This window comes from Streptomyces sp. NPDC002911, assembly GCF_053591835.1.
In genome coordinates, this window is record NZ_JBSFUO010000025.1 from 56,381 (window position 1) to 77,485 (window position 21,105).

At 69.8% G+C, this 21,105-nt stretch carries 17 protein-coding genes, 1 other RNA gene and 1 pseudogene; 17 read left to right on the forward strand and 2 right to left on the reverse strand.

Going from position 1 to position 21,105, the window contains the following annotated elements; all coding sequences use genetic code 11:
* The first annotated feature begins 132 nt into the window (after positions 1-132).
* The 3 genes from ACWD04_RS27360 (at position 133) to ACWD04_RS27370 (ending at position 3,699) form a co-directional block, all read left to right on the forward strand.
* Positions 133-1,374: a serine/threonine-protein kinase gene (locus ACWD04_RS27360; RefSeq protein ID WP_451136268.1), complete on the forward strand. Its 1,242-nt coding sequence runs from the start codon at positions 133-135 to the stop codon at positions 1,372-1,374.
* A 69-nt stretch (positions 1,375-1,443) separates the two neighbouring features.
* Positions 1,444-2,550, forward strand: a complete 1,107-nt coding sequence (gene prfB, locus ACWD04_RS27365; protein ID WP_451136270.1) for a peptide chain release factor 2 — start codon at positions 1,444-1,446, stop codon at positions 2,548-2,550.
* Positions 2,551-2,907: 357 nt separating this feature from the next.
* Positions 2,908-3,699, forward strand: a complete 792-nt coding sequence (locus tag ACWD04_RS27370; protein ID WP_451136272.1) for an LPXTG cell wall anchor domain-containing protein — start codon at positions 2,908-2,910, stop codon at positions 3,697-3,699.
* 136 nt (positions 3,700-3,835) lie between these two features.
* Here ACWD04_RS27370 and ACWD04_RS27375 read toward each other — a convergent pair whose 3' ends face one another.
* Positions 3,836-4,027, reverse strand: a complete 192-nt coding sequence (locus ACWD04_RS27375) for a hypothetical protein (RefSeq protein ID WP_451136274.1) — start codon at positions 4,025-4,027, stop codon at positions 3,836-3,838.
* 259 nt (positions 4,028-4,286) lie between these two features.
* On the opposite strand from ACWD04_RS27375, the gene ftsE reads away from it, so the two are divergent.
* From ftsE to ssrA, 5 genes are all read left to right on the forward strand, one after another.
* Positions 4,287-4,976: a cell division ATP-binding protein FtsE gene (gene ftsE, locus ACWD04_RS27380; RefSeq protein ID WP_451136276.1), complete on the forward strand. Its 690-nt coding sequence runs from the start codon at positions 4,287-4,289 to the stop codon at positions 4,974-4,976.
* Positions 4,977-5,011: 35 nt separating this feature from the next.
* Complete coding sequence (ftsX, locus tag ACWD04_RS27385; protein ID WP_451136278.1) at positions 5,012-5,932, forward strand: permease-like cell division protein FtsX; 921 nt, start codon at positions 5,012-5,014, stop codon at positions 5,930-5,932.
* A gap of 68 nt (positions 5,933-6,000) precedes the next feature.
* Positions 6,001-7,188, forward strand: coding sequence for a S41 family peptidase (locus tag ACWD04_RS27390; protein WP_451136280.1), 1,188 nt, complete (start codon positions 6,001-6,003; stop codon positions 7,186-7,188).
* 18 nt (positions 7,189-7,206) lie between these two features.
* Positions 7,207-7,695 carry an SsrA-binding protein SmpB gene (gene smpB / locus ACWD04_RS27395; RefSeq protein WP_451136282.1) on the forward strand — a complete coding sequence of 163 codons (489 nt, stop codon included), beginning with the start codon at positions 7,207-7,209 and terminating at the stop codon, positions 7,693-7,695.
* Positions 7,696-7,827: 132 nt separating this feature from the next.
* Positions 7,828-8,215: a transfer-messenger RNA gene (gene ssrA, locus ACWD04_RS27400) on the forward strand.
* Positions 8,216-8,357: 142 nt separating this feature from the next.
* Here ssrA and ACWD04_RS27405 read toward each other — a convergent pair.
* The gene (locus tag ACWD04_RS27405) at positions 8,358-8,684 is read right to left on the reverse strand and encodes a hypothetical protein (protein WP_451136284.1); all 327 of its coding nucleotides are present in this window, start codon (positions 8,682-8,684) and stop codon (positions 8,358-8,360) included.
* A 50-nt stretch (positions 8,685-8,734) separates the two neighbouring features.
* Between ACWD04_RS27405 and ACWD04_RS27410 the strand changes: the two genes are divergently transcribed.
* From ACWD04_RS27410 to ACWD04_RS27450, 9 genes and pseudogenes are all read left to right on the forward strand, one after another.
* Positions 8,735-9,580, forward strand: coding sequence for a LysR substrate-binding domain-containing protein (locus tag ACWD04_RS27410; protein WP_451136286.1), 846 nt, complete (start codon positions 8,735-8,737; stop codon positions 9,578-9,580).
* Between the two features lie 166 nt (positions 9,581-9,746).
* On the forward strand, positions 9,747-10,397 hold the full coding sequence (locus ACWD04_RS27415; RefSeq protein WP_451136288.1) for a hypothetical protein: 651 nt from the start codon (positions 9,747-9,749) through the stop codon (positions 10,395-10,397).
* The gene (locus ACWD04_RS27420; protein ID WP_451136290.1) at positions 10,398-12,596 is read left to right on the forward strand and encodes a glycosyltransferase; all 2,199 of its coding nucleotides are present in this window, start codon (positions 10,398-10,400) and stop codon (positions 12,594-12,596) included. It abuts the gene before it with no gap.
* Positions 12,593-13,840: an acyltransferase family protein gene (locus ACWD04_RS27425; RefSeq protein ID WP_451136292.1), complete on the forward strand. Its 1,248-nt coding sequence runs from the start codon at positions 12,593-12,595 to the stop codon at positions 13,838-13,840. Before ACWD04_RS27420 ends, ACWD04_RS27425 begins: the two co-directional genes overlap by 4 nt.
* Before the next feature lie 152 nt (positions 13,841-13,992).
* A complete protein-coding gene (locus ACWD04_RS27430) occupies positions 13,993-15,324 on the forward strand; it encodes a nitrate/nitrite transporter (protein WP_451136294.1) in 1,332 nt (443 codons plus the stop codon).
* 130 nt (positions 15,325-15,454) lie between these two features.
* Positions 15,455-16,600, forward strand: a complete 1,146-nt coding sequence (locus tag ACWD04_RS27435) for a uroporphyrinogen-III synthase (protein ID WP_451136296.1) — start codon at positions 15,455-15,457, stop codon at positions 16,598-16,600.
* A gap of 234 nt (positions 16,601-16,834) precedes the next feature.
* Positions 16,835-17,425: a CGNR zinc finger domain-containing protein gene (locus ACWD04_RS27440; RefSeq protein WP_451136298.1), complete on the forward strand. Its 591-nt coding sequence runs from the start codon at positions 16,835-16,837 to the stop codon at positions 17,423-17,425.
* A 483-nt stretch (positions 17,426-17,908) separates the two neighbouring features.
* Complete coding sequence (locus ACWD04_RS27445) at positions 17,909-20,278, forward strand: HelD family protein (RefSeq protein ID WP_451136300.1); 2,370 nt, start codon at positions 17,909-17,911, stop codon at positions 20,276-20,278.
* 425 nt (positions 20,279-20,703) lie between these two features.
* A pseudogene (locus tag ACWD04_RS27450) lies at positions 20,704-21,105 on the forward strand (NAD-dependent malic enzyme); the annotation flags it as partial.

Consider the following 21,105-nt stretch of genomic DNA (forward strand, 5'->3'; position numbering starts at 1 on the left):
TGTCTTTGTCGACTTCTGCGGGCCCAATTCGCCCGCAGAAGTGAAGGTTGGCGCCATCCAGCGCACGCAATACCCCGTTCGCCGCGTAACTTTGTCGACCGGGGGTCAACGCCAGCCGCTGAGGGAGCAGTCTTGGCACGGAATATCGGCAGCCGGTACACCGCCCACCAGATCCTGGGGCGCGGCAGCGCCGGCACGGTGTGGCTCGGCGAGGGGCCCGAGGGGCCGGTCGCCATCAAGCTGCTCCGCGAGGACCTCGCGTCCGACCAGGAGCTCGTGGGTCGCTTCGTACAGGAACGCACCGCGCTGCTCGGGCTCGGGCATCCGCATGTCGTCGCCGTCCGCGACCTCGTGGTGGACGGCACCGATCTGGCACTGGTGATGGACCTCGTGCGGGGCACCGATCTGCGCACCCGGCTGGACCGGGAGCGCCGCCTCGCGCCCGAGGCCGCCGCGGCGATCATCGCGGACGTCGCCGACGGCCTCGCCGCCGCGCACCGCGCCGGAGTGATCCACCGTGACGTCAAGCCGGAGAACATCCTGCTCGACATGGAGGGCCCGCTCGGCCCGGGCGGATCGCACCCCGCTCTGCTCACCGACTTCGGCGTCGCCAAACTGATCGACACCCCGCGCCGCACCAAGGCCACCAAGATCATCGGTACGCCTGACTACCTGGCCCCCGAGATCGTCGAAGGCCTCCCGCCGCGCGCCGCCGTGGACATCTACGCCCTCGCGACCGTGCTCTACGAGCTCCTCGCCGGCTTCACCCCCTTCGGCGGCGGCCACCCCGGGGCCGTCCTGCGCCGCCATGTGACCGAGGCGGTCGTCCCGCTCCCGGGCATCCCCGAGGAGCTCTGGCAGCTCCTGGTCCAGTGCCTGGCCAAGGCCCCGGCCTCCCGGCTGCGAGCATCCGAGCTCGCGACCCGGCTGCGGGAGCTGCTCCCGCTCCTGTCCGGGATACCCCCGCTCGAGGTCGACGAGCCGGACAGCGAGGCCGAACCGCAGACGTACGACGAGCAGCAGTACACCCCGGCCCCCGAGGAGCCCCGCCGCCGCCGCGGCGCGGTCCCGCTGGTGCCCGGCTCCTCCCCGGATTCCAACCGGGACACCCATACGAGCATGCGCGTCCCCGCCCCGGACGAGCTCTCCGGAGGCCCTCTCGGTACGGCCCGCGCCCCGCGCGCCCCCGGCCGGCCGCGCCCCGGCTCGGCCCGGAACAAGTCGGCGGCCGTCCGCAAGCGCCGGATCACCCTGGGTGTCGCGGCGGTCGCCCTGTGCGCGGCGGTAGGGGTGGGCGGCTGGCTCGCCGTGAGCGGCGACGACTCGGGCGCCTCCCCCGAGGACACCCGGAATTCGGCGCCGACGGCCCCCTGAGGGGCGACCGGGAGGGGCCGGTGTCCGGGGGAGGGGCAGGTTCACTCGTCCAGCCGTTACGCTGGACCCGTGGCAGTCGTCGATATTTCCGAAGAGCTGAAGTCCCTCTCCTCGACCATGGGGTCGATCGAGGCCGTCCTGGACCTGGATGCGCTGAGGGCCGACATCGCCGCGCTCGAGGAGCAGGCGGCGGCGCCGTCCCTCTGGGACGACCCGGAGGCGGCACAGAAGATCACGAGCAAGCTTTCGCACCTCCAGGCCGAGGTCCGCAAGACCGAGGCCCTGCGCAGCCGCATCGACGACCTCGAGGTCCTCTTCGAGCTCGCCGAGGACGAGGGTGACGCCGACGCGCGCGCGGAGGCGGAGACGGAGCTGGAGTCCGTCCGGAAGGCGCTGGACGAGATGGAGGTCCGTACCCTCCTCTCCGGCGAGTACGACGCGCGCGAGGCCCTGGTCACCATCCGGGCCGAGGCCGGTGGCGTCGACGCCGCCGACTTCGCCGAGAAGCTCCAGCGTATGTACCTCCGCTGGGCCGAGCGGCACAACTACAAGACCGAGGTCTACGAGACGGCGTACGCGGAAGAGGCCGGCATCAAGTCGACCACCTTCGCGGTGGAGGTGCCGTACGCCTACGGCACGCTCTCCGTCGAGCAGGGCACTCACCGGCTCGTCCGGATCTCACCGTTCGACAACCAGGGCCGCCGCCAGACGTCCTTCGCGGGTGTCGAGGTGCTGCCCGTGGTCGAGCAGACGGACCACGTCGAGATCGACGAGTCGGAGCTCCGCGTCGACGTGTACCGCTCCTCGGGCCCCGGCGGCCAGGGCGTCAACACCACGGACTCCGCGGTGCGCCTGACCCACCTGCCCACCGGCATCGTCGTCTCCTGTCAGAACGAGCGCTCGCAGATCCAGAACAAGGCGTCCGCCATGAACGTCCTCCAGGCGAAGCTCCTCGAGCGCCGCCGCCAGGAGGAGCAGGCGAAGATGAACGCGCTCAAGGGCGACGGCGGCAACTCCTGGGGCAACCAGATGCGTTCGTACGTCATCCACCCTTACCAGATGGTCAAGGACCTGCGTACGGAGTTCGAGATCGGTAACCCGGAAGCGGTCTTCAACGGCGAGATCGACGGCTTCATCGAGGCCGGTATCCGCTGGCGTAAGCAGAGCGAGAAGTAAGGCGGCCGAAAGGCTGTTGGGCCCGGGCAGGCTTTCTGCCCGGGCCCACTCGCTTTTTCACCACGCCGGGAGCGCAGGTGAGTTGAGGGGAAGATGTGGCGAATGAGTCACAGTCGTGCTTCCGAATAGCCGTCAAGTTCCCCTATAGCGGCCCTAATGCCCCCGGAACGTCCTTGACGTAGTCCTTATCTCTGGACAGGGTGCTAGGGCAGCACGCATATGTCTGGGACAGGTGTGATCGGGGGCGGGCGGGATGACCACGGTACGGCGTGGCCCTGCAGAACGAGTGACCCCGCAGGGCCGTGGACCGCATAGGGCTGCTCCATCGACGAGATCAGCTACTGGGGGTAGCAACAGATGACCAAGAAGACGCGAATCCGCGTCGCGCGGATAGCCGCTGGTGCGGTTATAGCCGCGGGTGCCTCGCTCACCGCAGCAGGCGCAGCACAGGCGGCCGGCCTTGGCCTCGGCCTCGGAGTCGACGGGGCCGAGGTCAGCGCCGACGTCAACGTCGACTTGGGCCTTGGCGGCGACGAGCCGGAGGACCCGACCAACCCGGGTGGGGAAGACCCGACCAACCCGGGCGGGGAGGACCCGACCAACCCGGGCGGGGAAGACCCGACGGATCCCACGGACCCGACGGACCCCACGGACCCGACGGATCCCACGGACCCGACGGATCCCACGGACCCGACGGACCCGACGGACCCGACGGATCCCACGGATCCCACGGACCCGACGGATCCCACGGACCCCACGGACCCCACGGACCCGACGGACCCGACGGACCCGACGGATCCCACGGACCCGACGGACCCGACGGACCCCACGGACCCGACGGAGCCCACGGAGCCCACGGAGCCGACGGAGCCGACGGAGCCGACCGACCCGAGTGACCCCTCGGATCCCACGGACCCGAGTGACCCCTCGGCTCCGGCGGACCCGTTCTACCCGGACGCCGGCGACAACACCGACACGGACAGCGTCGGCAACCAGCCGGTCGAGCAGAGCAAGGGCAAGGACGAGCTCGCCGAGACCGGTGCGGCCGAGACCACGTTCCTGCTGATCGGTGCCGCGACGATGATCGCCGGTGGCATCGGCTTCCGCATCCTGCCGCGTCTGGCCGGCGGCGGCCGCACGGCCGCCTGACGTCCGTCAGCGCACACTGAAGGGCCCGGGAGAGCCGACACGGCCTCCCGGGCCCTTTCGCGTACCGGAGTCGCTCCTGCGGCTGTACGCGCGCGTTTACGAGCCCGCCGGACGGCGGGGGTCCGCGATCTCCGGCTCAGGCGGCCTGGTGCGCCAGCAGCGCCAGAGCGGCCACGAGGATCACCATCAGAGCTATCAGCATCGCCGGATTGAGCCCTGCGAACGGCCCCTGGTCCTGCATCCGGTCCCGGCTCGCCCGGCAGACACGGCAGCGGCCCTCGTTCACGGGTGCCGCGCAGTTCGCGCACACCAGTCGGTCATAGGTCATGCGCATTCCTCCTCCCGCGCGGCGGGAGCCGCTTTCGCGTTCTCTCCGCACAACGCTCCGGGAAACGCAACTGTTCCCCTTACCACTGTGCCAGCTCGGGCGGCTTTCGGCGCGCCCCGTCGGTCGGGGTCCGGCACGCCCCGTTTCGTTCCATGCCGTTTTCCGTCACAAATCCCTCATTGCCGGACGCCGTCTGCACGCGCTCACCTGCTTCGCGTATGGTCACGCTCACCTACCCCCGGCCGACCGTGGTGCATCCGTGATCCGATTCGACAACGTCTCCAAGACCTACCCGAAGCAGAGCCGCGCAGCTCTCCGGGATGTCTCACTCGACATCGAGAAGGGCGAGTTCGTCTTCCTGGTGGGCTCCTCCGGCTCCGGCAAGTCCACCTTCATGCGGCTCATCCTCAGGGAGGAGCGCGCCAGTCAGGGCATGGTCCACGTGCTCGGCAAGGACCTGGCGCGGCTGTCCAACTGGAAGGTGCCTCAGATGCGCCGCCAGCTGGGCACGGTCTTCCAGGACTTCAGGCTCCTCCCCAACAAGACCGTCGCCGAGAACGTGGCCTTCGCGCAGGAGGTCATCGGCAAGCCGCGCGGCGAGATCCGCAAGGCGGTGCCGCAGGTTCTCGACCTCGTGGGTCTCGGGGGCAAGGAGGACCGGATGCCCGGGCAGCTCTCCGGCGGTGAGCAGCAACGTGTGGCGATCGCACGGGCGTTCGTCAACCGCCCCATGCTGCTGATCGCGGACGAGCCGACCGGCAACCTCGACCCGCAGACCTCCGTGGGCATCATGAAGTTGCTGGACCGGATCAACCGGACCGGCACCACCGTGATCATGGCGACCCACGACCAGAACATCGTCGACCAGATGCGCAAGCGCGTCATCGAGCTCGAGCAGGGCCGTCTCGTACGTGACCAGGCGCGTGGCGTCTACGGCTACCAGCACTGAGCCTCTGCACGAGCATCGAGTATTGAAAGGACGCCATGCGCGCCCAGTTCGTCCTGTCGGAGATCGGCGTCGGTCTTCGTCGTAACCTCACGATGACCTTCGCGGTCGTGATCTCCGTCGCTCTCTCGCTCGCCCTGTTCGGTGGTGCGCTGTTGATGCGCGAGCAGGTCAGCTCGATGAAGACCTACTGGTACGACAAGGTCAACGTCTCGATCTTCCTGTGCAACAAGAACGACGCCAAGGACGTGCCCAAGTGCGCCAAGGGCGCGGTCACGGCGGAGCAGAAGAAGGAGATCAAGGCCGACCTCGAGAAGATGGACGCCGTCGAGAAACCGGTCCTCTTCGAGACGGTCGACCAGGCGTACAAGCACTACCAGGAGCAGTTCGGCGACTCGCCGATGGCCGGCAACATCACGCCGGACCAGATGCAGGAGTCGTACAGGGTCAAGCTGAAGGACCCGACGAAGTACAAGGTGGTCGCGACGGCCTTCGCGGGCCGTGACGGGGTGCAGTCCGTCCAGGACCAGCGGAGCATCCTCGACAACCTCTTCGGACTGATGAACGGCATGAACGTGGCCGCGATCTTCCTGATGGGGCTGATGCTGGTCATTGCGCTGATGCTCATCGTGAACACCGTCCGCGTCTCGGCGTTCAGCCGGAGACGGGAGACGGGCATCATGCGGCTGGTGGGGGCCTCGGGCTTCTACATCCAGATGCCGTTCATCATGGAGGCCGCCTTCGCCGGTCTGATCGGCGGACTGCTCGCCTGCGTGATCCTGATCGCCGCGAGGTATTTCCTGATCGACGGCGGTCTCGCGCTCCAGGAGAAGCTGAATCTGATCGACTTCATCGGCTGGGAGGCGGTCCTCACGAAGCTTCCGCTGGTCCTCGCAATCGGTCTGCTGATGCCCGCCGTTGCCGCTCTCTTCGCGTTGCGCAAGTACCTCAAGGTGTGACGAGCGCCCCGTCCCGCATGCGGCCGACGAGCCGTGTGCGGACGGGGCGTTGTCCTACACTCGGCCCCATGCCGGGCCTTACGCACCATGTGAGACTCCGCGGTGCCTGCCGCGGGGCGGCCCTGACGTTGGTGTTCGCGAGCGTGCTGGCCACGGCCGCGGCCACCGGGGCCCTGCCCCGGGAGGACGACGCGGGCACGGAGACAAAGACCCGTTCGGTGTCTTCCAGCGTGGGTTCCGTGGACCGGGAGGAGATCGCGGACGCGGTCGCCGACGCGGAGGCCGACGGGAAGTCCGGCACGGACGCCGCCGAGGACGTCGTCAGCCGCAGCGGGGACCGCTGGGGCGCGGTGTACGACCAGCGGGAGTACGAGGAGTTCGAGCAGGCCCTCGACGGCTCGTACACCGGGGTGGGGATCTCCGCCCGCCGCTCGGCGCGCGGAGAGATCGCCGTGACCGGGGTCCGGCCCGGCGGTCCGGCTGAGCGGGCAGGTGTGCGCAAGGGCGACCTGCTGCACACCGTGGACGGCCGTACGGTCGGAAAGCGCCCCGTCGCCGAAGTGGTCGCGCTGCTGCGCGGGGACCGGACGAAGGCGGCCGAGGGCTCCACCGTGGTCCTCGGGCTGAGCCGTGGCGCGCAATCCTGGACCACGACCCTGAGCAGGGCCCTGCTCAGCACGGATCCGGTGAGTGTCCGGCGTCTGGGCACCAGCCCTTCCTCCGCCGTGCTGATCAAGGTCGCCGCGTTCACCAAGGGAGCGGGCGCCGCGGTCCGCGACGCCGTGGACGAGGCGCCCGGGGACGCCGGAATCCTCCTGGACCTCCGTGCCAACGCGGGCGGTCTGGTCACCGAGGCAGTCACGGCCTCCTCCGCCTTTCTGGACGGCGGGCTCGTCGCCACGTACGACGTGCACGGTGAGCAGCGCGCCTTGTACGCCGAGCCCGGCGGGGACACCGGCCGGCCCGTGGTCGTCCTGGTGGACGGCGGCACGATGAGCGCCGCCGAACTGCTGACCGGAGCGCTGCAGGACCGTGGGAGGGCCGTGACCGTCGGGTCGCGGACCTTCGGCAAGGGCTCCGTGCAGATGCCCAGCAAGCTCCCTGGCGGATCGGTGGCCGAGCTGACCGTCGGGCACTACCGCACTCCGGCGGGCCGGAGCGTCGAGGGAAGCGGCATCACGCCGGACGTCGGAGCGGGTCCGGAGGCCCAGGAGCGGGGTCAGACGGTATTGAGTGGCCTCGGGGGTGGGTCGTAGTGCGAAAATGACCGCACTATGGCCAAGGAAAAAGACACCGGGCGCAAGATGATTGCGCAGAACAAGAAGGCGCGGCACGACTACCACGTCCTCGATACCTATGAGTGCGGTCTCGTGCTGATGGGTACGGAGGTCAAGTCGCTGCGGATGGGCAGGGCGTCGCTGGTCGACGGCTTCGTCCAGATCGACGACGGAGAGGCGTGGCTGCACAACATCCACGTCCCCGAGTACGTGCAGGGCACCTGGACCAACCACTCGGCGAAGCGCAAGCGCAAGCTTCTCCTGCACCGGGCCGAGATCGACAAGCTCCAGTCCAAGTCGCAGGAGACGGGCCACACGATCGTGCCGCTCGCGCTGTACTTCAAGGACAGCCGCGTCAAGGTCGAGATCGCGCTCGCGAAGGGCAAGAAGGAGTACGACAAGCGCCAGACACTGCGCGAGAAGCAGGACACGCGGGAGACGAACCGCGCGATCTCGGCGGCTCGCCGGCGCCAGCGCAGCGCGTAGCCGAGCCCCGCACCGGACGAGCCCGGGGCCCGTGCCCCGGAGCCGCCGGGTATACGGTGGCATCCGCGTGCGTTGGTCACGTACGATGGGTCGTGCACCTCACAGAAGGTGCGCGCATTGAAAAATCAACATGGGGATGATCGGTTTCGACAGCGGATGTCGAAGCAGGGGAAGCGAGTCGAGGAAGCGGCAATGATCTCGTAAACCATATGTCGCAAACAATAATCGCCAATTCCAAGCGCGATTCCTCCGCCTTCGCCCTCGCTGCCTAATTAGCAGCTAAGCGAAGACTCTGCGGAGTGTCAGCCCGGGGGTGATCCCGACCCGGATCCTGGCATCAACTAGGGATCTAAACTTCTAAGCCCGGTCACGGGGCCTAGAAGGAAATCAAACAGTGACTGGGCCTGTCGGAGGCTTGTTCGCGTGACCTCCGGGGCCGAGAAAAGCGTAGCGAACTGCACTCGGAGAAGCCCTGGTTCCGCACCGTTGGACGCGGGTTCGATTCCCGCCATCTCCACCACCCCATGTGAACGAGGACCCCGTTGCCCCAGGCAGCGGGGTCCTCGTTTTTCCGGCCGCGCGTTCTTCTCAGGCTTTGCGTGTCCCGGCTGCCGCGACGGCCAGGGCGAGCGCCGCCGCGCACATCGGCGTCGCGTAGCCGGTCACCGTACCGGCGTGTTCCACCAGCCAGCCGCCTCCTGCCGAACCCGCGCCATGCCGCCCAGGAGCGCGGCGACGGCGCGCGTCATGCCCTCGCTGATCTGCGCCGGCGGCGTGAGCCGCTGGATCAGTGTCATGCCGGTGACCATGGTGGGTGCGGTGGCAGCCCTCGCCAGCAGCAGGCAGCCGGCCGGGGCGAGCAGCGATTCGGTCGCGGCCGCGGCGATCAGAGGGAGGGACATCAGGGCGGCCATCCCCGTCAGACAGAGCAGCAGCCTGCGCCCGAGACGCGGGGTGGGGCGCAGTGCTCCGTACAGCAGCCCGGCCACGCATGAGCCGCCGGCCAGAAGGGCGAGGATCCGCGCCTCCGGCGTGGGCGATGGAAACGATTTCCATCGCTCCGAAGACCGCCCCCGTCGCGGAAGACGGCGAGCAGGGCGGGCACGCCCGGGGTGCGCAGGGGAGGCCCCACGTGTGCGGGGCGCCACCGGTGGTTCGGTCGCACGCCGCCTTCGTGGACCCTGCGGACCGGCCGCTGCTCGTCGATCTGAACACCGACGGGATGACGGCGGCGCGGGTGCTGGCCCGGGCGCGGGAGCTCGCGCCGGAGTGCGAGCTGATGGCGCGCTTCGAGAGCGGGCTGACCTGGGCGGCCGGTGAGGTGCTCGCCGGCCGGCTCGACGTCTCCTTCGGGCGCGCCGCCGGGCTCGCCCCCGCAGTGCTCGCCCAGCTCTCCGTACAGCCGGTGCGGTACGAGCCGATGGCTGTTCTCCTGCCGCACGCTCATCGTCTGGCTGGGCGGCAGGAGGTCGCCCTGAGTGATCTGACCGGCGAAACCGTCTACGCCGGGGCGGGCAATACGCGCACGATCGAGTGGACGGATCTCGCTTCCGTGCTTTTCGCGGAGTGGGGCATCGACCTCGCTCCGCCGGCGCCGCTCGCCGTCGGAGTGGCCGAATTCCAGCGGGTCATGGCAAAGACCGGGAACCCTGTACTGGCCGTCGCGGGCTTCCCGCCGCTGCCGGGAACGGTGTTGCGTCCGCTTGTGCGACCGGTGCCGCTGTCGCCTCTGCTGATGGTCTGGCGCAAGGGACTTGACCACCCCGGCCTGGCCGCATTGCGTGCTGCCGTGGCCGAACTCGCCGGGGGAGAAGGATGGATGGTACGGCCATCGACATCTTGGCTTCCTGATGCCGATGCGTCAGTCATGAGTCACTGTTCATGAACAACAGGTGATACCGACCTCTGTGCGTCGCCGTCGTGCGCTACATTCAGGGTTCCGGTGCACGGTGGCAGGTGGCGCGCGGACAGGGTGGGGGCCCGATCCGATGGCAAGATTCCAGTCATTTCCCGCGCACCTGTTCCATTGAGTGGGGGAAGTGCGAACACCTGTGCAAAATTGGCGCGAAGGCACCCGAACCGGGCACACGCATGAGCCGAACGACGTCACCGTCCAACTGGACGGGCTGGGGCGTCAGCTCTCCGAACTGCCCTTTGAATTCATCCCTCCTGACCCTTCCGAGGGCCCGGTGTTCGTCGATGAGAGCGGCCGCCGCAGCAAGACGTACCGGCGGGCGGGCTGGGTACTCGCCACGATCTGCGCGGTGTACGCCGTGACGCTCGTGGTCTCCGTGCTCGGCGGGAGCTCCACCGCTCCCTGGCTGCCGCTCTCCGGGCAGGAGGAGAGGCGCTCGGAAGAGGTCGAGGTGCGGCCCGCCCCGAGCGACGACGTGGTGCCCGCGAGCCCTGCGGCCATGCCCAGCCCTTCCGCCCCGGCCCCGGGTACCGCCGTACTCTCCCCGTCGGACGGCGCCTCCGCGTCCGGCCCCGCCCGGCCCGGCGCGAGCGCCTCGGCCTCCGCGTCCAGCAAGCCTCCCCGGGACACCGCCTCTTCGGAGCCCGCTCCCGACAATCCGGTCCCCGACCAGCCGACCGTCGAGCCGTCGCCGTCGGTCCCCCCGGAGCCGCCTGTCGAGGAGAGTCCGCCGACGTCCCCGGACCCCTCGGAATCACCGGTGCAACCACAAGAAGGCACTCAGTAGATGACAACCCCCGTTTCGCGGGGCAGGCACAACCGGAAGAAGAAGCGGACCGTCCGGCGCAGACTTCCCATGCGCTATCTGCTTCCGTCGCTCCTCCTTGTGGCCCTGCTCGCCATGCTCATGCTGCGCGGATACGTGCACAGCGAGATCCTCGCCGACCACCGTGTGCAGGCCCCGGCCGCCACCACCCAGGTGCCGGACGACGTACTCGAAGGCGGTCCGGTCATCGACGCCCGCGCGGCGGGCGAGGACGCCAAGACGCTTCGGATACCCGACCACAAGATCGTCCTGACCTTCGACGACGGCCCTGACCCGGTCTGGACCCCGCGGGTCCTGGACGAGCTCAAGAAGCACCATGCGCAGGGCGTCTTCTTCGTCACCGGCACCATGGCCTCGCGCTACCCGGACCTCGTGCGGCGGATGGTCGACGAGGGGCATGAGATCGGGCTCCACACCTTCAACCACCCCGACCTCTCCTTCCAGTCCACCAGCCGCATCGACTGGGAACTCGCCCAGAACCAGCTGGTGCTGGCGGGCGCGGCCGGCATCCGTGCTTCCCTGTTCCGGCCGCCGTACTCCTCGTTCTCCGACGCCATGGACAACAAGTCCTGGCCGGTCACGCAGTACATCGGGGGCCGCGGCTACCTCACCGTCGTGAACAACACCGACAGCGAGGACTGGAAGCGTCCAGGTGTCCGAGCGATCATCGAGCGCGCCACGCCCGAGGACGGCAAGGGCGCCATCATCCTGATGCACGACTCCGGTGGCGACCGGTCCCAGACCGTGGCCGCGCTGGGGCAGTTCCTGCCGCAGATGCAGGAGCGGGGGTACGAGTTCACCAATCTGACCTCGGCGCTCGGCGCCCCCAGCGCACACACCCCGGTCACCGGGTTCGCGCTCTGGAAGGGCAAGGCGTTCGTAGGAGCGGTGGGGATCTCCGAGCACGTCACCGGCGTCCTGGTAGCCGGTCTCGCCGTCATCGGCGTCCTGGTCATGGTCCGCTTCGGGCTGATGCTGCTGCTCTCCTTCCTGCACGCCAGGAAGGTGCGCCGCAAGGGCTTCGGCTGGGGCGAGCCGTTCACCCGGCCCGTGTCGGTCCTCGTCCCCGCGTACAACGAACGCGAGTGCATCGAGGCCACCGTGCGGTCGCTGGTGGCCAGTGACTATCCGATCGAGGTCGTCGTCATCGACGACGGTTCGACGGACGGCACGGCCGACCTCGTCGAAGCGATGTGGATCCCGAACGTCCGGGTCGTACGCCAGCGCAACGCCGGCAAGCCGGCGGCGCTCAACAACGGCATCGCGCACGCCCGTTACGACATCGTCGTGATGATGGACGGCGACACGGTCTTCGAACCCTCCACCGTGCGCGAGCTCGTGCAGCCGTTCGCGGACTCCCGGGTCGGAGCGGTCGCGGGCAACGCCAAGGTGGGCAACCGTGACTCCCTGATCGGCGCCTGGCAGCACATCGAATACGTGATGGGCTTCAACCTCGACCGCAGGATGTACGACCTCCTGGGCTGCATGCCCACCATCCCCGGTGCGGTCGGCGCCTTCCGCCGGAGCGCGCTGGACCGGATCGGCGGCATGAGCGAGGACACCCTCGCCGAGGACACCGACGTCACCATGGCGCTGCACCGTGACGGCTGGCGTGTGGTCTACGCCGAGAACGCCCGGGCCTGGACGGAGGCCCCCGAGTCCGTGCAGCAGCTGTGGTCGCAGCGCTACCGGTGGTCGTACGGCACGATGCAGGCCATCTGGAAGCACCGCCGCGCGGTCATCGAGCGGGGGCCCTCGGGCCGCTTCGGACGGGTGGGCCTGCCGTTCGTCTCCCTGTTCATGGTCGTCGCCCCGCTACTGGCACCCCTCATCGATGTCTTCCTGCTGTACGGACTGCTCTTCGGTCCGACGGGGAAGACGGTCGCGGCCTGGTTCGGCGTCCTGGCGGTGCAGGCCGTCTGCGCCGCGTACGCCTTCCGGCTCGACCGGGAGCGCATGACCCATCTGATCTCCCTGCCGCTCCAGCAGATCCTCTACCGGCAGCTGATGTACGTCGTGCTGCTGCAGTCCTGGATCACCGCTCTCACCGGTGGCCGGCTGCGCTGGCAGAAGCTGCGGCGCACGGGCGTGGTCGAGGCGCCCGGTGGCACGCAGAACCGCCGCAAGGACGCGGACAAGGACCGGAGGCCGGTGGCATGACCTACTCCGACGCGGCGCACACCGCCCCGCTGCCGGCGGCCCCCGTTCCCGCCCGGGCGGCCTGCCCCGGGCAGGCACCCGCCGCCCCGAACACCGCCGCCGAGGCCCCCGCGCCCCGCGCCAAGCCCGGACGGGACCGCTATCTCGACCTGCTCAGGGCCGTCGCCCTGGTCCGCGTCGTGTTCTTCCACCTCTTCGGCTGGGCCTGGCTGACCGTCCTCTTCCCGTCCATGGGAGTGATGTTCGCGCTGGCCGGTTCGCTGATGGCCCGCTCGCTGGCCCGGCCTGCGGGAAGCGTGATCCGCGCCCGGCTGCGCAGGCTGCTCCCCCCGGTGTGGGCGTTCTCGCTCGTCGTCGTTCCGGTGATGTTCGCGCTGAGCTGGAAGCCCGTCCGGGAGGAAGGGCTGTGGTGGTTCATCAAGATCGGCAGCTATCTCTTCCCCCTCGGCTCCCCTCCGTATCCCGAGGAGAGCGGCTCGCCCGGTGGATGGTTCGAGCTGACGTGGGCGGACCAGGCGGCGGGGCCGCTCTGGTACATCCGGGCCTACCTCTGGTTCGTGCTGGCCTCGCCCCTGCTGCTCAAGGCGTTCCGCAGGCTGCCGTGGGTCACGCTGCTCGCCCCGATCGGCCTCACCGCCGTGATCGGCACCGGCCTCGTGACAATCCCCGGCACCTTCGGCGACGGGCTCGTCGACTTCGCGGTGTTCGGCTCCTGCTGGATCCTGGGCTTCGCCCACAACGACGGACTGCTGAAGGAGATCCCGCGCTATCTGGCGGTCTCGTCCGCCGCGATCGTCATGGGCTTCGGCCTCTGGTGGGCATCCGGGCACCTCACCGAGGAGGGCTGGAATCTGGACGAGATCCCGCTCGCCCAGGCCACCTGGTCCCTCGGCTTCTGCACGATCCTCCTGGTCTACGCCCCGTCCTGGCAGAAGCTCCCCGGCAGGCTCGCCGGCTGGGACAGCCTGATCACGCTGGCCGGCAACAGGGCCGTGACGATCTATCTGTGGCACAACCTGCTGCTGATGGCTGCCGCGCACCTCGTGGAGAGCCTCTGGTCCATCCCCTGGTTCGGCGACACGTTCGACACGTACATCGAGAAGTCGTACGACGGGCTGGTCCTGATCGCGATCTGGCCGCTGACAGGCCTCGCGATCCTGGCGTTCGGCTGGGTCGAGGACGTCGCCGCCGAGCGCCGGCCGCGCCTGTGGCCGAACGGGACGGACCAAAAGCGCCGGGCCTGACCGGCCGAGAGGGGCGCGGCGGGCCCGGCTCACCGCGCCCCCGGCGGCCGAGTGAGAGCAAGGTTGCGCACCGGTGACCTCACGGCACCGCACCGAAACGCGGACTCCCTAGCGTCGGCAGGACAACACCCCGACCCCTGTGGAGGCGCGTGATGGCCGGTCGTTGGATCGAGCAGTGGGAGCCGGAGGACGAGACCTTCTGGCGAGAGACGGGCGAGAAGGTCGCCCGGCGGAATCTGTGGTTCTCCGTGCTCTCGGAGCACATCGGGTTCTCGATCTGGTCCCTGTGGTCCGTCATGGTGCTGTTCATGGGGCCGGAGTACGGAGTCGACCCGGCAGGGAAGTTCTTCCTGATCTCCACGGCCACCCTGGTCGGCGCCATCGTCCGGGTGCCGTACACCTTCGCGGTCGCGCTGTTCGGCGGGCGGAACTGGACCATCTTCAGCGCGCTGTCGCTGCTGGTGCCGACCGTTGCCGCGTTCTGGGTGATGGAGCCCGGCACCTCGTACACCACCTTCATCGTCGTGGCCGCACTCACCGGCATCGGCGGCGGCAACTTCGCCTCGTCGATGACGAACATCAACGCCTTCTTCCCGCTGCGCAAGAAGGGCTGGGCGCTCGGGCTCAACGCGGGCGGGGGCAACGTCGGCGTACCGGTCGTGCAGCTCATCGGCCTGCTGGTGATCGGCACGGCGGGCGCCGCGCACCCGCGGATCGTGCTCGGGGTGTACGTACCGCTCATCGTCGTCGCCGCGCTGGGCGCCGCGCTCAGGATGGACAACCTCCGGCCCGTCCAGAACGACACCGGGGCCGCGCTCCAGGCCGTACGCGAGCCGCACACCTGGATCATGTCGGTGCTCTACATCGGCACCTTCGGCTCGTTCATCGGCTACAGCTTCGCCTTCGGCCTCGTCCTGCAGACCCAGTTCGGCCGGACTCCGCTGCAGGCCGCCTCGCTCACCTTCATCGGCCCCCTGCTCGGCTCCCTGATCCGGCCCGCGGGCGGCCGGCTCGCCGACCGTTACGGCGGCGCCCGGATCACCCTGTGGAACTTCGCGGCCATGGCCGCGGCGACCGGCGTCGTCGTCTACGCCTCCGGGATCGAGTCGCTGCCGGTCTTCCTCATCGGCTTCATCGCGCTGTTCGTGCTGACGGGCCTGGGCAACGGCTCGACGTTCAAGATGATCCCGGGCATCTTCCACGCCCAGGGCATCGCCAAGGGCCTGCGCGGCGAGGAGGCCGCGGCGTACGGACGACGGCTCTCCGGCGCGGCCATGGGGCTCATCGGGGCGATCGGCGCCCTGGGCGGTCTTGCGATCAACCTCGCGTTCCGCCAGTCCTTCGCGACCTCGGGCGCCGGGACGGCCGCCTTCTGGTGCTTCCTCGGCTTCTACGCCGTCTGCTTCACCCTCACGTGGGCGGTATACCTTCGGCGTACCGAGGCAGTGGCCGCGAAGCCCCAGCTCAGCTATGCCGATGTGTGAGGGTGACCACAGCGCGTCGCAGGACGTAACGGGCGGGAAATACAAGAGAACCGAGACTGTCACGCAGGGTTGACAGTCTCGGTCCTCCGCATCATCGAGCACCAGCGGGACGAGAGCCGGGTATCACGCCATGCACGACGACGACGCACAGCACGGGCCCCTGGCGGGCTTCACGGTCGGGGTGACCGCAGCCCGTCGCGCCGAGGAGCTCGGGACGCTCCTCACGCGCAGGGGCGCCGCGGTCCTGCACGCGCCCGCACTGCGGATCGTGCCGCTCGCGGACGACAGCGAACTCCTGGCCGCCACCGAGGAACTGATCGACCACGCACCCGACGTCGTGATCGCGACCACCGCCATCGGTTTCAGGGGCTGGGTGGAGGCCGCCGACGGCTGGGGCATCGGCGACCGGCTGCTCGAACTGCTGCGCGGTATCGAGCTGCTCGCCCGCGGTCCCAAGGTCAAGGGCGCCATCCGGGCGGCCGGGCTCACCGAGGCGTGGTCGCCCCGGTCGGAGTCGATGGCCGAAGTGCTGGACCGTCTGATGGACGAGGGCGTCTCGGGCCGTCGGATCGCCCTCCAGCTGCACGGCGAACCCCTGCCCGGTTTCGTCGAGTCGCTCCGGGCGGCGGGCGCCGAAGTCGTCGGCGTACCCGTCTACCGGTGGATGCCCCCGGAGGACATCGCCCCGCTCGACCGCATGCTCGACCTCACCGTCGCGCGGGGCCTGGACGCCCTCACCTTCACCAGCGCTCCCGCCGCCGCCTCCTACCTGAACCGGGCGGAGGCCCGCGGCATGCTCCCGGAGGTGCTGTCCGCCCTGAGCCACGACGTCGTCACCGCCTGCGTGGGTCCGGTCACGGCCCTGCCCCTGCAGGCCAAGGGCATCGACACGGTCCAGCCCGAACGCTTCAGGCTGGGGCCGCTCGTCCAGATTCTCTGCGCCCACCTGCCCGCCCGGGTCCGTACGCTCCCCGTCGCGGGCCACCTGGTCGGGATCCGGGGACACGCCGTGCTGGTCGACGACGCCCTGCGCCCGGTTCCCCCGGCCGGCATGGCCCTTCTGCACACGCTGGCCCGTAAGCCGGGCTGGGTGGTCTCCCGCGCCGACCTGCTGCGGGCGCTGCCCGGCAGCGGCTCGGACGAACACGCCGTGGAGACGGCGATGGCCCGGCTGCGCACGGCGCTGGGGGTGCCGCGGCTGATCCAGACGGTCGTCAAGCGGGGTTACCGGCTGGCGCTGGACCCCTCGGCGGACACCAAGTACGACGCCTCCTGACCGGCTCGCTACGTTCTGGGGATGATCAACGACTTCCATCACCTGACCGGCGGGGTCCGGCAGAAGCCCGTGACCCCTCGATGACGCCGGGTGTTCGCCGGGGCCCTGACCCGCAGCCGCGCGTACACGCGGCGCCGGGAGCCCGGGCGGCAGGAGGGGTTCCGGGCGGAGCCGGATGCGGGCACTCTGGGGATGACTCTCCCACGGAGGACCCCCCGAGGCGGTGACAGGCTCATGGCGGCGGGCACGGGCGCATACGGACGACGATTCGATTCCGGTCGTGTCTGTCTGGACCTGGTGGCGACCGGGGCGGAGGCCTCGGGCGCGTGCGAGCAGCTCGACTCTCCCGCGCGTCTCGCCGAATGGCTGGTGGCCTCGCGCCTCGTGCCGGGTGGGACGCCGCTGGCAGCCGCCGACGAAACCTGGGTGGCGCGCTTCCGGCAGTTGCGTACGGGCATCGACCGGCTGATGTCGGCGCAACTGACGGGCGGGAGCGCCGACCGCGCACTGGAGCGGGTCAACGCGCTGGCAGCGGGAGCCCCGCCGGGGCTGCGGGCCGTGCGGGGGCAGGGCGGGGCGCTCGTACGGGTGCTGAGCGCCGATCCGGCGTGCGGGGCGCTGCTCGCCGCGGTGGCCCGGGACACCGTGGACCTGCTGACGGACCCGGTCGCGCGGGCGGGGCTGCGCCGGTGCGAGGGCGATGCCTGTCGGCGGCTCTATCTGGACACCTCGCGGGGGAGACGGCGCCGCTGGTGCTCCAGCGAGGTCTGCGGCAACCGGGAGCGGGTGGCCCGGCACCGACGCCGCGTGAGGGCTGTGCCGTGACGTCGTGACCGGCACCAAATCCTCGGCCAAGAAGGAAAGTTGCGCTCTCGTCGAATGAACGGGCGACCGCATCAACACCGGTGAGCACGGAACAGAGCGCGACATCGCGGTGCCCCGGCCCGCCGTCGTCCATGTCAAGAGCCAGCCGAGGGCGGGCTCTTCCCTCACCTGCCGGAGAAGCTGCGGGCGACCGATCCCGTCACCCGGGTCGATGCCACGGCCGGCATGGAGCCCGAGGCCTGGGGCACGCACACGGTCCTGGAACTGAAGAACGTCGCAGGCACAGAAATGCAGTCTGGCCGGATCGAGGATTCCGCCCACGCGAGCGCGCGGAGCCGCCTCTCGCGGTTCGTACCGTCTACGGCGAGCGGCTGGTGGAGATCGACGTGTGAGCACACAAATCGCGCCCCGGCGGCAGGTGCGCACGGGCCCCCTTTCGCGTACGGTTGACGGCTGCCCGATGCACGTCAGAAAGGGGCCTCGGTGGCCGCGCAGAATGCCGCTGTCGATTCGTTGCGGGACCGGGAAATCGGAGTCGAACAAGAACATCTGGACCGGGTTTACCACCGTCTCGAAGAGAAGATCGACGAGGCGGAATTTCTCATGCAGGACGCCAGTAAACGGGGTCAGGTAGGCACCCCCGGGGCACTCGCCGAACGGGATGCGCAGGTCTTCCGCGCCGGAGTCCACCTCAATCGGCTGAACAACGAGTTCGAGGACTTCCTCTTCGGGCGGATCGATCTGCTGCGCGGCAAGGACGGCGAACGCGGCCCGGACGGCGCTTTCACCTCCGTGCAGGCCGCCGACGACGCCGTGGGGGAGGACAGCACCGCCGAGATCGCGGAGACCCTCCACATCGGCCGCATAGGAGTACTCGACTCCGACTACGCGCCGCTGGTGATCGACTGGCGGGCACCAGCCGCCGCGCCGTTCTACCGTTCGACGCCGAAGGAGCCCGGCAGAGTCGTACGCCGCCGGGTCATCCGCTCCAAGGGCCGCAGGGTTCTCGGGGTCGAGGACGACTTGATGCGCCCGGAGCTGACCGCCCGGCTGAAGGGCGACGAGCTTCCCGTGATCGGTGACGGCGCCCTGATGGCCGCGCTGGGGCAGGCCCGCAGCCACACGATGCGGGACATCGTCTCGTCGATCCAGGCCGAGCAGGACCTGGTGATCCGCGCGCCCGCCGCCAGCGTCACCGAGGTGTCGGGCGGCCCCGGCACCGGCAAGACGGCGGTGGCCCTGCACCGGGCCGCGTATCTCCTCTACCAGGACCGGCGGCGGTACGCGGGCGGCATCCTCGTCGTCTCGCCCACCCCGCTCCTCGTCGCGTACACCGAAGGGGTGCTGCCCTCGCTCGGCGAGGAAGGCCAGGTCGCGATCCGCGCGGTCGGCTCGCTGTCCGACGAGGCCGCGGGGGTGGAGGGGGCGACCACGTACGACGAGCCCGCCGTCGCCCGGATCAAGGGCTCGTCCCGGATGCTCCCTGTGCTGCGCAAGGCGGCACGCGGGGCGCTGGAGCAGCCCGTGCCCCGGACCGCCCCGCGAGAGGGCCAGCTGGAGTTCGGAGAGGCCACCGCCGAGGCGGGCACCCCGACCCGTCTGAGGGTGGTGGCCTTCGGCGCTCGCGTCGAGCTGGAGGCGGACGAGCTCCGGCGGATCCGGCACAACGTCCTCGGCGGCACCGCACCGGTCAACCTGCTGCGTCCGCGCGCCCGCAAACTGCTCCTGGACGCCCTGTGGAACAAGTCGTCGGGCCGGGGCCGCTACACCGACCCCGAATTGGTCGCCGAGCTGCGTTCCTCGTTCGACGAGGACGTGTCCACCGAGACCCCGTTCCTCGCCTTCCTGAACGCCTGGTGGCCGGAACTCACCCCTCGCCAGGTGCTGGCCGCGATGTCCGACGAGCGCCGGCTGAACCGGTGGGCGCGCCGGATCCTCAACCAGGGCGAGGTGCGCCGTCTCGCCCGTTCGCTGCGGCGGTTGGACGAGGACGGCAAGGGCCCGCTCTCCGTCCACGACGTGGCGCTCCTGGACGAGTTGCAGACCCTGCTGGGCACCCCGGCCCGCCCGAAGCGGAAGCGGGAGGCAGACCCGCTGGACCAGTTCACGGGTCTGGAGGAGCTGATGCCGCAGCGCGAGGAGACGCAGCGCGAGCGGGCCGAGCGGCTGGCGGCGGAGCGTACCGAATACGCCCACGTCATCGTCGACGAGGCGCAGGACCTGACGCCGATGCAGTGGCGGATGGTCGGCCGCCGCGGCCGGCACGCCACGTGGACGATCGTCGGCGACGCGGCGCAGTCCTCCTGGTCGGACCCGGACGAGGCGTCCGCCGCCCGTGACGAGGCACTCGGGGCCCGGCCGCGGCGCCACTTCACGCTCACCGTGAACTATCGCAACCCGGCGGAGATCGCCGAGCTCGCGGCCAAGGTGCTGGCGCTGGCCATGCCGGGGATGGAGTCCCCGGCGGCAGTCCGTTCGACGGGTGTCGAGCCTCGCTTCGAGCCGGTGCGGGGCGGAGACCTCGCCTCGACCGTCCGCGAGGAGGCCCGCAGGCTGCTCGCCGAGGTGGACGGCACCGTCGGTGTGGTCGTCGCGATGAACCGCCGTGCCGAGGCCCGTGCCTGGCTGGAGGAGCTCGGTGAGCGGGTCGTGGCACTGGGAAGCCTGGAGGCGAAGGGCCTGGAGTACGACGCCACGGTGGTGGTCTCTCCGGCGGAGATCGCCGACGAGTCCCCGGCGGGGCTGCGGGTGCTCTATGTCGCACTCACGCGTGCGACACAGCAGCTCACCGTGGTCTCGGGGGAGCGCGACATGCCGGACGAGGACGGTGTCCCGGACCTGCTGACGGACTGAGCGGGCGGCCGGCTCCGCGCGCGGAGTACTTTTCCGAGTCAACCCGTCGCGCGGGAATCACTTCTTCCGGGGTGTTTGTTAGCCTGGAGTCGGCACCGGCTCGATCCAAGCCCCCGGGCCCAACCATTGTCGCTACGAGCGACCACTTGCCGCGAGGCGAGCATGGCGGGCCGGTGCCACCTGACCGGAAGAAGACAGACCCGCGTCACCTGCTGGTGACGCGGGTCTGTTGTTGTGTCCTCCGGGCCCGTCGGGCCGGTCGGTGTCACGCGGGACGACCACTTCTCGCATGATGGAAAGAAGCTTCCGAAAAGTGGCAGCCATTACCCGCTACCGGCCGGTAGGTGCGACGATCGGAACGCACGTACGGGGCGGAGGCTCCATCTGCGTGCGGCAACGAAGCTCAGAAAGCGAAGGACTCGGCCATGGCAACGGCGCCCAGCGTCTCGTACTCGATGACGGTCAGGCTGGAGGTGCCCGCGAGCGGCACAGCGGTCTCCCAGCTCACCACGGCCGTGGAGTCCTCCGGAGGGTCGGTCACCGGCCTCGACGTGACCGCTTCCGGCCACGAGAAACTGCGGATCGACGTCACGATCGCGGCCTCCTCGACCTCGCACGCGGACGAGATCGTCGAAGGCCTGCGCGACATCGAGGGCGTCGTCCTCGGCAAGGTCTCCGACCGTACGTTCCTGATGCACCTCGGCGGCAAGATCGAGATGGCGTCCAAGCACCCCATCCGTAACCGTGACGACCTCTCGATGATCTACACCCCGGGTGTGGCGCGGGTCTGCATGGCGATCGCCGAGAACCCCGAGGACGCCCGCCGT

Bases quoted from the DNA above. Each gene is read 5' to 3' on its own strand.
- ACWD04_RS27370 (WP_451136272.1), top strand. From the start codon at position 2,908: ATGACCAAGAAGACGCGAATCCGCGTCGCGCGGATAGCCGCTGGTGCG.
- ACWD04_RS27375 (WP_451136274.1), bottom strand. From the start codon at position 4,027: ATGACCTATGACCGACTGGTGTGCGCGAACTGCGCGGCACCCGTGAAC.
- ftsX (WP_451136278.1), top strand. From the start codon at position 5,012: ATGCGCGCCCAGTTCGTCCTGTCGGAGATCGGCGTCGGTCTTCGTCGT.
- ACWD04_RS27390 (WP_451136280.1), top strand. From the start codon at position 6,001: ATGCCGGGCCTTACGCACCATGTGAGACTCCGCGGTGCCTGCCGCGGG.
- smpB (WP_451136282.1), top strand. From the start codon at position 7,207: ATGGCCAAGGAAAAAGACACCGGGCGCAAGATGATTGCGCAGAACAAG.
- ACWD04_RS27410 (WP_451136286.1), top strand. From the start codon at position 8,735: ATGGAAACGATTTCCATCGCTCCGAAGACCGCCCCCGTCGCGGAAGAC.
- ACWD04_RS27420 (WP_451136290.1), top strand. From the start codon at position 10,398: ATGACAACCCCCGTTTCGCGGGGCAGGCACAACCGGAAGAAGAAGCGG.
- ACWD04_RS27425 (WP_451136292.1), top strand. From the start codon at position 12,593: ATGACCTACTCCGACGCGGCGCACACCGCCCCGCTGCCGGCGGCCCCC.
- ACWD04_RS27430 (WP_451136294.1), top strand. From the start codon at position 13,993: ATGGCCGGTCGTTGGATCGAGCAGTGGGAGCCGGAGGACGAGACCTTC.
- ACWD04_RS27435 (WP_451136296.1), top strand. From the start codon at position 15,455: ATGCACGACGACGACGCACAGCACGGGCCCCTGGCGGGCTTCACGGTC.
- ACWD04_RS27440 (WP_451136298.1), top strand. From the start codon at position 16,835: ATGGCGGCGGGCACGGGCGCATACGGACGACGATTCGATTCCGGTCGT.